General features: G+C 30.6%; 14 protein-coding genes. 6 read left to right on the top strand and 8 right to left on the bottom strand.

What is annotated here, in order from left to right:
- The first annotated feature begins 8 nt into the window (after positions 1 to 8).
- From rplS to ELQ04_RS01860, 4 genes are all read left to right on the top strand, one after another.
- Positions 9 to 365, top strand: coding sequence for a 50S ribosomal protein L19 (rplS, locus tag ELQ04_RS01875; protein ID WP_002854824.1), 357 nt, complete (start codon positions 9 to 11; stop codon positions 363 to 365).
- Between the two features lie 133 nt (positions 366 to 498).
- A complete protein-coding gene (gene uraH / locus ELQ04_RS01870; protein ID WP_044261162.1) occupies positions 499 to 912 on the top strand; it encodes a hydroxyisourate hydrolase in 414 nt (137 codons plus the stop codon).
- Between the two features lie 23 nt (positions 913 to 935).
- On the top strand, positions 936 to 2,276 hold the full coding sequence (locus ELQ04_RS01865) for a 3-deoxy-7-phosphoheptulonate synthase class II (RefSeq protein ID WP_044261161.1): 1,341 nt from the start codon (positions 936 to 938) through the stop codon (positions 2,274 to 2,276).
- Positions 2,273 to 2,602, top strand: a complete 330-nt coding sequence (locus ELQ04_RS01860) for an ArsC/Spx/MgsR family protein (protein WP_002854966.1) — start codon at positions 2,273 to 2,275, stop codon at positions 2,600 to 2,602. The genes ELQ04_RS01865 and ELQ04_RS01860 overlap by 4 nt, the downstream gene beginning before the upstream one ends.
- Before the next feature lie 12 nt (positions 2,603 to 2,614).
- On the opposite strand, the gene ELQ04_RS08950 is transcribed toward ELQ04_RS01860, so the two are convergent.
- Positions 2,615 to 2,857, bottom strand: a complete 243-nt coding sequence (locus ELQ04_RS08950; protein ID WP_257407388.1) for a SelT/SelW/SelH family (seleno)protein — start codon at positions 2,855 to 2,857, stop codon at positions 2,615 to 2,617.
- Positions 2,858 to 3,049: 192 nt separating this feature from the next.
- On the opposite strand from ELQ04_RS08950, the gene dnaE reads away from it, so the two are divergent.
- The gene (gene dnaE / locus ELQ04_RS01850) at positions 3,050 to 6,652 is read left to right on the top strand and encodes a DNA polymerase III subunit alpha (RefSeq protein WP_002877994.1); all 3,603 of its coding nucleotides are present in this window, start codon (positions 3,050 to 3,052) and stop codon (positions 6,650 to 6,652) included.
- A gap of 12 nt (positions 6,653 to 6,664) precedes the next feature.
- Here the strand turns inward: dnaE and ELQ04_RS01845 are convergent, their stop codons facing one another.
- From ELQ04_RS01845 to ELQ04_RS01825, 5 genes are read right to left on the bottom strand one after another with little or no spacing between them, the layout of a single operon-like run.
- Complete coding sequence (locus ELQ04_RS01845; RefSeq protein WP_002938606.1) at positions 6,665 to 7,297, bottom strand: YggS family pyridoxal phosphate-dependent enzyme; 633 nt, start codon at positions 7,295 to 7,297, stop codon at positions 6,665 to 6,667.
- A gap of 34 nt (positions 7,298 to 7,331) precedes the next feature.
- Positions 7,332 to 8,081 (bottom strand): flagellin C, encoded by a 750-nt coding sequence (gene flaC, locus ELQ04_RS01840; protein WP_002938605.1) that lies wholly within the window; start codon positions 8,079 to 8,081, stop codon positions 7,332 to 7,334.
- A 37-nt stretch (positions 8,082 to 8,118) separates the two neighbouring features.
- Positions 8,119 to 8,589, bottom strand: coding sequence for a DUF4149 domain-containing protein (locus ELQ04_RS01835; RefSeq protein WP_002858582.1), 471 nt, complete (start codon positions 8,587 to 8,589; stop codon positions 8,119 to 8,121).
- A 12-nt stretch (positions 8,590 to 8,601) separates the two neighbouring features.
- Positions 8,602 to 9,417, bottom strand: coding sequence for a HemK/PrmC family methyltransferase (locus ELQ04_RS01830; protein ID WP_002922339.1), 816 nt, complete (start codon positions 9,415 to 9,417; stop codon positions 8,602 to 8,604).
- A complete protein-coding gene (locus tag ELQ04_RS01825) occupies positions 9,414 to 10,601 on the bottom strand; it encodes a M48 family metallopeptidase (protein WP_002938602.1) in 1,188 nt (395 codons plus the stop codon). Before ELQ04_RS01825 ends, ELQ04_RS01830 begins: the two co-directional genes overlap by 4 nt.
- A gap of 98 nt (positions 10,602 to 10,699) precedes the next feature.
- Between ELQ04_RS01825 and ELQ04_RS01820 the strand changes: the two genes are divergently transcribed.
- Positions 10,700 to 10,912, top strand: a complete 213-nt coding sequence (locus ELQ04_RS01820; RefSeq protein ID WP_002938600.1) for a hypothetical protein — start codon at positions 10,700 to 10,702, stop codon at positions 10,910 to 10,912.
- Here the strand turns inward: ELQ04_RS01820 and mog are convergent.
- Both mog and corA read right to left on the bottom strand, forming a co-directional pair.
- Complete coding sequence (gene mog, locus ELQ04_RS01815) at positions 10,909 to 11,451, bottom strand: molybdopterin adenylyltransferase (RefSeq protein WP_044778233.1); 543 nt, start codon at positions 11,449 to 11,451, stop codon at positions 10,909 to 10,911. The two genes, ELQ04_RS01820 and mog, sit on opposite strands and share 4 nt — an antisense overlap.
- A 20-nt stretch (positions 11,452 to 11,471) precedes the next feature.
- Positions 11,472 to 12,455 carry a magnesium/cobalt transporter CorA gene (corA, locus tag ELQ04_RS01810; RefSeq protein ID WP_002799370.1) on the bottom strand — a complete coding sequence of 328 codons (984 nt, stop codon included), beginning with the start codon at positions 12,453 to 12,455 and terminating at the stop codon, positions 11,472 to 11,474.
- Between the last annotated feature and the right edge of the window lie 75 nt (positions 12,456 to 12,530).

Raw genomic sequence — 12,530 nt, 5'->3', positions numbered from 1 at the left:
GATTTTTTATGAAAAATAAATATATAGAACAATTTGAAGCAAAACAAATTGAAGGTAAAAATGTTCCAGATTTTCGTGCTGGTGATACTTTAAAGCTTGCAATTCGCATCAAAGAAGGGGATAAAACAAGAATCCAAAATTTTGAGGGTATTTGTATTGCTAGAAGAGGTAATGGCGTAAGTGAAACTTTTATCGTGCGTAAAATGGGTGCTAATAATGTTGGCGTTGAGAGAATTTTCCCTATTTATAGTGAAAGTTTAGAGAGTATTACTGTTTTGCGTCGTGGTCGTGTACGCCGTGCAAGATTATTTTACTTAAGAGATAGACGTGGTAAAGCAGCACGTATTAAAGAGCTTAAAAAATAATTTATAATTATTTTTTATTATAAGCCTAACAATTAAATAATTATAATTAATTTATAATTTTTTATTATTTGATTTTAATTATTAATAATACTCTTGTATAATATTCCTTGTAAATATTATACAAGGAGAGAAAATGTTTTCTATTAAAAAAACTTTATTAATACTAGCAAGCGTGCCAATGTTTTTGAGTGCTACTGAATATCAATTAAGTACTCATGTCTTGGATATTACTTCTGGACAACCTGCTCCTAAAGTAAAAGTTGAGCTTTATAAGTTGGAAGCAAATCAACAGTGGAAAAAAGTAAGTGAAGAATTTACCGAAGAAAATGGTAGAATAGGAGATTTATTACCATATGAAAAAGCTGAAAATAGGGCTTTTGGAATTTATAAGCTTAAATTTTTCACAAAAGACTATTACACATCACACAAAATAAATACTTTTTATCCTTTTGTAGAGGTAAGTTTTGAGCTTTCTAGAGATCAAAAACATTACCATGTTCCAATAACCCTTTCTCCTTTTGGTTATTCAACTTATAGAGGAAGCTGATAAATAAAACGAAAGAAAAAACCATGTGGACTAAGAATTCTTGGAAAAACTATCCTATAAAACAGCAACCTATCTATCCAGATCAAGAGGAAATGAATAGAGTTTTAGCAAGACTTAAGAAACTTCCTCCTTTGGTTTTTGCTGGAGAAGTGAGAAATCTTCAAGAGTCTTTAGCAAGAGTTTGTAAAAAAGAAGCTTTTTTACTTCAAGGTGGAGATTGCGCTGAAAGTTTTGAAAATTTTGGCGCTGTAAATATCCGTGATATGTTTAAAATTTTACTTCAAATGGCTATAGTGCTTACATTTGCCGGTGGATGCCCTGTTGTAAAAATTGGTCGTATTGCAGGGCAGTTTGCCAAGCCAAGAAGTAGTGATTTTGAAGAGTTAGATGGTATAAGTCTTCCTAGTTATCGTGGTGATATTATTAATGGTTTTGAATTTAGTGAACAAGCACGTATTCCTGATCCACATAGAATGCTTGAAGCTTATTATCAAAGCGCAACAACGCTAAATTTGTTGCGTGGATTTGCTAAGGGTGGTTTAGCAGATTTGCATGAAGTGCATCGTTGGAATTTGGGCTTTTTAAAAAAGAGTGAACTCCATAAGCAATATACTGATATCAGTGAAAAAATTTCACAAGCTTTAGCTTTTATGGAAGCTTGTGGAATTAATACAAGTAATACGCCGAGTCTAAGAGAAGTTAGTGTTTATACTTCACATGAAGCTTTACTTTTGCCTTATGAAGAAGCTTTAACTAGGGTGGATAGTTTAAGTGGGGAAATTTACGATTGTTCAGCTCATATGCTTTGGATAGGTGAAAGAACAAGGGCGCTTGATGAAGCTCATGTACATTTTTTAAGCGGAGTAAAAAATCCTTTAGGGGTTAAAATAGGACCTAGTGCAAGTGCAGATGATATCATAGCTTTAGCAAATGTTTTAAATCCAAATAATGAAGAAGGAAGATTAAATATTATTATCCGCATGGGTGCAGATAAAATTATCAATAATTTGCCAAAAATTTTCTCTAAACTTAAAAGTGAAGGTTTAAATTTAGTATATAGCATAGATCCTATGCATGGAAATACAGTAAAAGCAGGTAATTTTAAAACACGTGAGTTTGATAAAATCATGCAAGAAGTGAGATCTTTTTTTGAGATTGCAATAAGCGAAGGAGTTTATCCAGGTGGGGTGCATCTTGAAATGACTGGGAAAGATGTAACAGAATGTACAGGTGGTGCAAGCAATGTTACTGCTCAAAGCTTGGAAGATCGTTATGAGACTCAATGCGATCCAAGACTTAATGCGGATCAAGCATTAGAACTTGCTTTTTTAATTGCAGATTTGGTAAAAAAGGCTAGAAAATGAAACTTTATGGTATTAAAAATTGCAATTCTGTAAAAAAAGCTATGGATGCTTTAACACAAAAAGGCATTGTGTTTGATTTTATGGATATTAAAAAGATTAATCAAGATATTTTATACACATGGTTAAAACAAAAATCTTTTGAAGAACTTATCAATACTGCTGGATTAACTTCTAAAAAACTTGGTTTAAACAAAGAAAAAGTTAAAAATTTAAATGAAAAAGAACTTGAAAAAATTGTATTAGAAAATCCAAGTTGTATTAAGCGTCCTATTATCGAGTATGAGCAAAACATATATATTGGTAAGGAATATGAGAAAATGTTATGATAGAGTGTTTGATTACACTCTATTTTTTATTAATTGATTAATTTCATTTTGATATGGAAGTCTTTCGCTTTCGCAATTAATAAGTTGTGTTTTAGAGAAGATAACTTTTCCGTCTACTTCAACGATAAAATCACCTCTGCCGCCAATTTCAAATTCTACTTCAACATCTTTGAAATCGCTTTGTAGTTCTTCTGCAACCCTTGCAGCTTGTGGGCGATAATTTCAAAGATTGCAATAAGCAATTTTTACTTTCATCATTTCATCCTTTGAAAAGTTCATTTTATTAAGATTAAAATCTTAGATTTTATTATAGTTTATTTTGGCTGAATTTTTGCCTTTTTATCAAATTTAAGTTGAAATTTAGGGCCAATTTCTTTCAAATTCAGCGAGAAAAATTTATAATTTTTATCAAAATTAAAATAAGCCTTAAAAAACTAAAGGAAGAAAATGAGTCAATTTACACATTTGCATTTACATACAGAATATTCTTTGCTTGATGGAGCCAATAAGCTTAAAGAATTAGCTTTGACTTTAAAAGAGCAGGGTGCTACAAGTGTGGCTATGACAGATCATGGAAATATGTTTGGGGCAATTGATTTTTATCAAACAATGAAAGCACAAGGTTTAAAACCTATCATTGGTATGGAAGCGTATTTACATAATCACGATGAATTAGATGATAAAAGTTCTCGTCAGCGTTTTCACCTTTGTTTGTATGCAAAAAATGAGATCGGATATCAAAATTTAATGTATTTAAGTTCTCAAAGTTATATTAAAGGTTTGTATTATTATCCGCGTATCAATAAAAAGCTTTTGGAAGATCATAGCGAAGGTCTTATTTGCTCTTCTGCTTGCTTGCAAGGTGAAGTAAATTGGCACTTAAATACTTATAGTGAAAGAAATGTGCGTTTTGGTGCAAAAGGCTATGAAGCAGCAAAAGAAGCGGCATTATGGTATAAAAAAGTTTTTAAAGATGATTTTTATTTTGAAATCATGCGTCATGGTATAGGCGACCAAAGAATGATAGATGATGATATTATCAGACTTTCTAAAGAATTAAATATAAAAATTATTGCTACAAATGATACGCATTATACTTTCAAAGAAAGAGCGGCTGCCCATGAGGTTTTTATGTGTATAGCTATGGGAAAAAAACTTAATGATCCTGATAGAATGCGTCATAGTGTGCATGAATTTTATGTTAAAAGTCCTGAGCAGATGAGTGAGCTTTTTGCAGATATTCCAGAAGCTATAGAAAATACACAAGAAATCGCACAAAAATGTAATTTAGAGCTTAATCTTGGCAATCCCACTCCACCGAATTTTAAATTTACAAGAGAATATGCTAAAGATCATAATATTACCTTGCCTGAAGAAACAAAAGAATTTAGCTTTGATAATGATGACATAGTTTTTGAAGAACTTTGTAAAAAAGGACTTGAAGAGAGATTAAAATTTATCGATGAAAGTAAGCATGAAGAATACAAACAAAGACTTGAAGTAGAAATTAACATCATTAAAAATATGAAATTTTCAGGTTATATGCTTATTGTTCATGATTTTATTAAAGTGGCTAAGGATAAAGGTATTCCAGTAGGCCCTGGAAGAGGATCAGCTGCAGGAAGTTTAGTTTCTTATTGTTTAAGGATTACGGATTTAGATCCTATTCCTTATAGTCTACTTTTTGAGCGTTTTTTAAATCCTGAGCGTGTGAGCATGCCTGATATTGATGTGGATTTTTGTCAAGACAGACGTGCTGAAGTGATTGATTATGTGATTGATAAATATGGAGCGGATAAGGTTGCACAGGTGATTACCTTTGGTAAACTTTTGGCTAAGGGGGTGATTCGTGATGTGGCTAGAGTTTGTGATATGAGTATTCAAGATGCTGATGAGCTTGCTAAACTTGTGCCTGAAGAGCTTAAAATCACTCTTGATGCTGCTTATGAAAAAGAACCTAAAATCAAAGAATTTATCGATCGTCATCCTAAAGGTCCTGAAGTTTGGGAGTATGCAAGAGCTTTAGAAGGATTAAATCGCAATGCGGGTATGCACGCAGCAGGTGTTGTAATTTCTAATGAAAGTTTATGGAAGAAAACTCCGCTTTTTAGACAAAGTAAAAATGATGAAAGACATTTGGTAACGCAGTATTCTAAAGATCATTTAGAAGATGTGGATTTGATAAAATTTGACTTTTTAGGTCTTAAAACCTTAACAGTAATCAATAATGCGATCAAGCTTATTAAAAAGCGTTACAATAAAGACATTATTTGGGAAACTATAGATGTAAATGATAGCAAAGTTTATAAAACCATACAAAGTGGAAATACTTTGGGAATTTTTCAAATCGAATCAGGCGGTATGCAAAGCTTAAATGCACGCTTAAAACCAGAGCGTTTTGAAGATATCATTGCGGTTCTTGCGCTTTATCGTCCAGGCCCTATGGAATCAGGAATGCTTGATGATTTTATCGACAGAAAGCATGGTTTAAAAAGTATAGAATATCCTTTTGACAGTTTAGAAAAGGTTTTAGAGCCTACTTATGGGGTTATTGTTTATCAAGAACAGGTTATGCAAATTGTTCAAATTATAGGTGGCTTTTCTTTAGGAGGTGCTGATGTAGTGCGTCGTGCTATGGGTAAAAAAGATCCTGAGAAGATGAAAAAGCTTAAAACTGATTTTGCAGATGGAGCAGAAAAACAAGGATATGATAGAGCAAAAGCTGAGGATTTATGGGAGCTTATCGTAAAATTTGCAGGATATGGTTTTAATAAATCTCACTCTGCGGCTTATGCGTTGATTACTTTTCAAACAGCTTATTTAAAAACTTATTATCCTAGTGAATTTATGGCAGCGCTTTTAACAAGCGAAGAAAACAATGTGGATAAAATTGCTGTTTATATTGATGAGATGAAAAAAATGAATATTAAACTTTTACCTCCATCGATTAACAAAGCGATCCGTGAATTTAGTGCTTTAGAGCAAGATGGCAAGGATGCTATTATATACGGACTTGGGGCTATAAAAAGTGTGGGTATTCCTGCAGTTGAAAATTTACTTGAAGCAAGACAAGATGGAGAATTTAAGGATATTAATGATTTCTTAGGTAAGATAGATCCTACCAAAATAAACCGTAGAACATTAGAAAGTCTTATTAAGGCAGGGGCTTTTGATGAGTTTGGTTTTACTAGAAAAGCTTTGTTTGATAATATGGAAAATCTTAGCGAAGCATCGCGTAAAATGGCTGAAGTAAGAAAAAATGCTGCAAGTTCTCTTTTTGGTGAAGAGGAATTAACTTCAGGTGTTCAAGTAAATTTTACTCCCAAAAATGAAGAATTTGAAGTGATGGAAAAATTAGGATATGAAAAAGAAATTTTAGGAATTTATGTTTCAGGCCATCCTTTAGATCGATTTTATGAACAAATTAATGCCATAGATTATGTTAAAAGTTTAGATTTTGAAAGTTTAAAAAACAATGGAGAAATTTTAAGTATAGGTAAAATTGAAGATTTCAAATCCATGATGAGTAAAAATAATAAGCGTTATGGTAGAATTGAAATTTTGGATTATTATTCTTCGTTTGATGCTACTGTATTTGAAAGCAATGTAGAAGAAATAGAAAACATCATCAAAGATGAAAATTTAAAAAATAATGCCTATGGTTTTGTATTGGGATTTAAAGCTGAGGGAGGGGAGAAGCCTAGCTTTTTTTTAAAAGCAATTAAAGATTTACAAAGTCTTGAAGATGGTGAGATTAAAGCTATAAAAAAATTTGGAGCAAAAAAAGATTTCAAAAATAAAGAAGAAAATCATTTTACCGCAGAACCTAAGGAATTTGAAAAAAATATCATAGAGCTAGATTTGACAAGGTTAAATAGAGAATTAATCTATGAAATTCATGAAATTGCTAGAAATGCACATAATCCTAATGAAAAAAATAATAAAAAACTTGTTTTAAAAGTTATTAGCGCGGGATCTTGCTTGCTTTATCATACAGATTTTATTATCTCTGATAGTATAGTAGAGGAAATTTCTAATAAATATGCTTAAGTAAGATTGTTCTTACTTAAGATTTTTAAATAAAATACTTCCAAGTCTTACTAAGTTAGATCCGCATTTTATAGCAATTTCAAAATCATTACTCATCCCCATAGAGCAAATTTTAGCCCCATGTTTTTGAAGAATTTCATAAATTTTAAATGTAGTTTCAAAGCTTTTTATAATACTTTCTTTATCTTGGCTGTGTGATCCTATGCTCATTACGCCACAAAGATTTAGATTGGAGCATTCTTCTTGTATTTGTAAATATTCTTCTACAGCTTGATTTGGATCTAGACCGCTTTTGCTATTTTCATTTGCACTATTGATTTCTAATAAAGTATTTAATTGATAATCAAGTCTTTTGTCCATAGCTTTAGCTATTTTAATACCATTACAAGAGTGCCATAATATAGGTTTTTGTTTGATTAAGAGATTGATTTTGTTGCTTTGTAGAGTTCCTATAAAATGCCACTTTATGTCTAATTTTTTTTCATCAAGATTTTCTTTTTTTTGTGCTAGAGCTTGGACTTGATTTTCTCCAAATTCTACTATACCTTGATCAAAAAGCTTTTCAATTACACTTGCATCGACATACTTGCTTGCGGCTACAAGACGAACGTTTTTGGTTTTTTCTAAAATTTGCTCTAAAGTCATTTGATAAAGAAATAAGCCCTATTTAGGGCTTATATTATTGTAACAAATTAGCAATTTTGCTTTGAAGCTGTATGTTGGATTGCGCAGCAACAAAAGCAGCAGCATTTTCTTTTAGATAATTGGCATTAAAATCATTGACATTTTTTGCCATGTCATTATTGAGTAAATTATTTTCAGCTGCTTTTGAATTAATACTATTTTGAACACTTGCGTTAATATTTGATGTGATGGCATTGATACCTGAGCCTATTTCACTTCTTAAACTTCCAAGTTGATCCATAAAATTTGTAATACTATCTTGATTATCTATGCTTAATCCACCTGTTGCTAATGGATTTAAATTTGTAGTTTCAGTTCCACTACCTACTACAAAATTCATAGTTTGAAAGACATTTTTTCCATTATAAGTTGCATTATTAAAAGAATCATTGATGGATTCTTGTATGCGTGTTGCTTCTGTTCTTAGCATTCCTTTTTGAGAATCATTAAGTGCAGCATTGTTCATTTTCACTGAAAGTTCATTAAGTCTATCTGCGCTTTGAGAGATATTGGTAAGGCTAGTATCTGCAATTTGTAAAACCCCTATAGCATCATAAGCATTTGCGACACCTTGATCTATAGTGCTTGATTGAGATCTTAAAGAATCAGCAATAGCTAAATTAGCACTATCAACTCCACTTATTGCGCGAACAGCTGCAATATTTTCTAAAGCTTTATCGCTAGCTTTTTGTGCATTATTTAAATAATAATTTTGTTGCATCATAGTTGCATCAGAGATCATCATGGCCTACTCCTTCTCTTTTGGATTTATTTATATTTTATCATTTTTTTGCTATTTTAAAGCTTAAGAAATATAAAAAAACTTGCATTATCAAGATGATTTTAATCACCACTTCACTTGCATTATGGATACTGATAAATTCTTGAGTTTTTGTAGCGTTTTCGCCTAAGTTTTGGAGTTCAATTATGGTATTAGTAAAATAAAAAACAAATATTAAGCTTAAAATCAAAATAAGCAAACTCAGCATAAATTTTGAAAATTTTATTTGAAATTTCATTTCATCTTTTATAAGAGAATAAATTTCATATAAAAAATTAACCACTGAAACAAAAATCAGTAAATATCCCATTTTAATAAAAATTTGCGTCATCATTAAGCCACTTTGAAAATGGCTCAACACTCCTTCTCCTATAAGATTTTGAGGAAAAAAAATTGTTGGTGCAACAACTATTCCTAGTATGAGTTCAACCCCTATGATGGAGGCAAGTAAAAATAAATTAACAGCTTTCAAGAGTTTCTCCTTTTATTTTTTATCATAACGCATATTTGTAAATTTAGCTACAAAAGCACGATTATAACCTTGTTCATCTTTGAAAAAATCAACAATGAAATTATTTTGATATAAAATTTTTTCCAAAATTTCTTTTTGATCATAGCCAAATTCGCAAGCTAAAAATTTAACTTTTTTATCAAGGGAAAAATGTATGATTTCTTCTAGAATTTCATATCCTTTTTCTCCGCCAAATAAAGCCTCTTTGGGTTCTTTTTGCACCCAAATATCTATAGGATATGAATTTTTAATATAGGGCGGATTTGAAAAAATAAAATCATAATTTTCTTTAATTTGCTTAAAATTACAAAGTTTAAAGTCAATCAAGTGATCGACTTTGTGTAATTTGGCATTCTCTAAAGCTAATTCTAAGGCTTTGGGATTGATATCGCAGGCTGTGATTTTTAACCCAAGTTCTTTGGCTAAAACAATGCTTAAAATTCCGCTTCCAAATCCTATTTCTAAAATCCCATTAAAAGTATTTTTTTTGCATAAATTTAAAATTTGAAAAAGTAAAATTTCACTATCGTAGCGAGGGATTAGAACACCTTTTTTTATATTAAATTCTAATCCCCAAAAATCTACTTTTTCAAATATATATTCAAAAGGTTCTCCAGATTTAAAACGCCTTATAAGCTCAAAATAAGGTTCATGATCTATTTGTATATCTTGGTTTAAAAATAACCAAGCTTTATCTTTTTTTAGATATTCGCAAAGTATAAATACCGCTTCATTTTCATAACCTTTTAAGCTAGATTTAGCTTCCATAAGAGCATTTTTTATAGTCAAGAAAGAGCCTTGATTCTATCACTAATACTTGGATGGCTGAGATAAAAAAATGTATATATTTTACTTGTTTTGATAAAAGCTTTATTTTCTCTTGCTAGAGCTATCAATGCATTTTTCATATCTTCTTTGCTTGTAACTTTAGCTCCGTGTTGATCAGCTGCAAATTCATTTTTTCTACTTAAGGCATTAAGCATAGGAGAGATTAAAAAGCTAAAAATATTCGCCAAGATAAACAAAAGAGCAAACACGCCACCATTTACTCCTTCTAGATGACTTTCTAAGTAAACAAATTCAGGTAAATTTGCAAAAACAAAAAAAAGTAAAAACATAGTTATAGCGCCGTTAAATAAAGCTTTGATAATATCCTTATGAACAAAATGTCCAAGCTCGTGTCCTAAAACAGCTAAAAGTTCTCTTTCATTTAAGGCTTTTAATAATGTATCAAAAAGCACCACTCTTTTGCTTTTAAAAAGTCCACCAAAATAAGCATTTAAACGCTTATCTCTTTTGCTTGCATCAATAACATAAACCCCATTTGCACTAAATCCGCATTGTTTCATTAAAGAGCTGATTTTTTTCAGCAAATTTTCATCGTTTAGTTTTTCCATTTTATTAAAAATAGGTGCTATTAAGGTAGGGTAGATGAGATTTATAATCACTATAATGCAAAAGGCAAAAATAAAGGCCGCAATCCACCAAAAAGTTCCAAAAAAATCATAGCAAAAAAGCAAAGCATAAAGGATTAAAAATCCAAATATTAAAGTTAAAATAAGACTTTTCATAGTGTCTTTGATAAAAAGTTTTACAGTCATATTTGAAAAACCATGGGCTTTATCTTTGATAAAACTTTCATAAATACTTAAAGGTAGATTTAAAATACTTGTGATTATTAAAAAAGATAATAAAAATAAAGTATTTTCAAAACGAGTGTTGCTTGAGATAAGCAATTCTTTAAGATATAAAAATCCAAAACCTATCCATGCAATATTGATGATTAAATTATAAAAATTGGAAAATAGTTTAAATTTTTCATTTTCGATGGCAATATCTGCTGCATTTTGATAGTCTTTTTCGCTTAAAATTTGAGCTTGTTTGTCTTTTTCTCTTTCTAAGAAACGAATTTGAGCATAGGAAATCCAAGATAAAAGTGCTGTGTAAAGACATAAAATTGCAATTAAAGTCATTATTTTTCCTTGATTGGTTTTTTGTGAATTCTAGCTTAAAATAATGAAATAAAGTTAATAGTTTAAAATCTAAAATAATATTCTTTTCAACTAAGTTGATGTATATTTATAAAAAAGGATTAAAGAATGTTTTTAAGAAAAAGATTTCACAAAAGCAAAAAGAAAAGCCTAAAATTCCGATCAATGATGTGATTTTAGATGACAGGCTTTGTAAGTTTAAAAATAAAGTACAAAAGATAAGCAAAGATGAAGCTTCAGCAAGTCTACTTGCTAGACAATTAAGCAGACTTGTTAGGGCTAATAAATTTTAATTTTGACATTTTTTCTTAGGGCGAAAAACCTTAATAACTTCATCATTTGCTTCTATATAAGCGCCTTCTATCAAATCGATACAGTAAGGTATAGCCGGAAAAACAGGCTCTAGGCATTCTTTTATAGCCTTAGGATTTCCTGGTAAATTAATGATAAAAGATTTATTGCGAATTCCTGCACTCTGTCTTGAAAGTATAGCTGTTGGGACATATTTTAAACTTTCTAAGCGCATAAGTTCTCCAAAACCTGGCATCATTTTATCACACACGGCTTCCGCGGCTTCTGGGGTTACATCACGAAGTGCTGGACCTGTACCTCCGCTTGTAACAATCAAATCGCATTTTTTTTCATCTGCTAGATAAAGTAATTTTTTAATGATCAAATCATAATCATCAGGGATTAATTCTTTATGATAAATAATATCATTTTTTATATATGAATTTAACACTCTTTCAATTTCAGCAGTGGCTTTATCTTCGTATATACCACTACTTGCTCTATCGCTTAGGGTTAAAATTCCTATGTTTATTGTATCCATTATTTCTCCTTAATAAATTTTTATAACCATCCTTTTTTCTTGAAAACAACCAAAGGTAAAATGATAGAAATTACCATCACGCCAAGCACTATGGGATAAGCATAGTGAAGTTCAAGTTCGGGCATGAATTTAAAATTCATACCATAAACAGTTCCTATTAAAGTAGGTGGCATCATGGCAACAGTTGCAACGGTAAAAATTTTAATGATTTTGTTTTGCTCTATGTTGATTTGGCTGGCTAAAATGGTTTGGATATTATCTAAGATATTAAGTTGCGAAACACTAAATTCAACCAAAGAATTTAAGTCTTTTAAAACTATAGTGAGATTTTGTTTTATATCTTTATCGATTTTATCGCTTTTTAGCAAAGAAGTCATAGCGCGACGCTTATCAAATAAAGAATCTCTTACACGCATATTAAGCTCTTGTAAACTTGAAATATCCTTTAGCATTTCATCATAACTATATTCATCTTTTTTTTCTAAAACACTTGTTCTTAAGCGTCTTGCTTCTTTATCTATCCATTCTAGCAAATCCGCATCTTTTTCAACGCGCACTTCAAACATTTTATCAATAATATCAAAACCATCTTCAAAATTCTTCGGACTAGCTAAAATCCTTGCTTGAATTTCTTCAAAAGTGCTAAATTCGTTATATCTTATAGTAAATAAGATATTTTTAGCGGTAGCAAAAGTAACAATTTCTGTGCGAAGCTTGATTAAATTCCTATCTTCTTCATCGCTTTTAAGATCTCTTACTAAAAAATGAGCATTGATGGTTATTGTCGCATTATCTTCCCAATATTTTGCGCTAAGCTCTATTTCTTCCCTTTCTTCTTTTGTAGGAAACTCAAGATTAAATTCACTTGATATAAAAGCAATTTCTGCTGCACTTGGATGAAGTAAATCAATCCATAAAATATTTTGTGGTAGTTCTTGACTATCGAGATTAAAATTGATTCTTTGAACTAAAGCATTTTGAGTTTTGATATAAATATAAAGCATGATCGCTCCTTGTTTATGACTTTAAAATTATAACCTTGTTTGCTTAAAAATTAACTTGTTTCTAAAATGTTTCTA

The organism is Campylobacter sp. CH278 (assembly GCF_004378845.1).
Lineage (GTDB): Bacteria > Campylobacterota > Campylobacteria > Campylobacterales > Campylobacteraceae > Campylobacter_D > Campylobacter_D jejuni.
Note: the sequence above shows the minus strand (reverse complement) of the source record. Positions and strands in the feature narration are given on the sequence as shown.

Excerpts from the sequence above, each read along its gene's own strand:
- ELQ04_RS01845 (WP_002938606.1), bottom strand. The coding sequence starts at position 7,297 with ATGACTTTAGAGCAAATTTTAGAAAAAACCAAAAACGTTCGTCTTGTA.
- mog (WP_044778233.1), bottom strand. The coding sequence starts at position 11,451 with ATGGATACAATAAACATAGGAATTTTAACCCTAAGCGATAGAGCAAGT.
- ELQ04_RS01820 (WP_002938600.1), top strand. The coding sequence starts at position 10,700 with ATGTATATTTATAAAAAAGGATTAAAGAATGTTTTTAAGAAAAAGATT.
- ELQ04_RS01825 (WP_002938602.1), bottom strand. The coding sequence starts at position 10,601 with ATGACTTTAATTGCAATTTTATGTCTTTACACAGCACTTTTATCTTGG.
- corA (WP_002799370.1), bottom strand. The coding sequence starts at position 12,455 with ATGCTTTATATTTATATCAAAACTCAAAATGCTTTAGTTCAAAGAATC.
- ELQ04_RS01865 (WP_044261161.1), top strand. The coding sequence starts at position 936 with ATGTGGACTAAGAATTCTTGGAAAAACTATCCTATAAAACAGCAACCT.
- uraH (WP_044261162.1), top strand. The coding sequence starts at position 499 with ATGTTTTCTATTAAAAAAACTTTATTAATACTAGCAAGCGTGCCAATG.
- flaC (WP_002938605.1), bottom strand. The coding sequence starts at position 8,081 with ATGATGATCTCTGATGCAACTATGATGCAACAAAATTATTATTTAAAT.
- dnaE (WP_002877994.1), top strand. The coding sequence starts at position 3,050 with ATGAGTCAATTTACACATTTGCATTTACATACAGAATATTCTTTGCTT.
- rplS (WP_002854824.1), top strand. The coding sequence starts at position 9 with ATGAAAAATAAATATATAGAACAATTTGAAGCAAAACAAATTGAAGGT.
- ELQ04_RS01860 (WP_002854966.1), top strand. The coding sequence starts at position 2,273 with ATGAAACTTTATGGTATTAAAAATTGCAATTCTGTAAAAAAAGCTATG.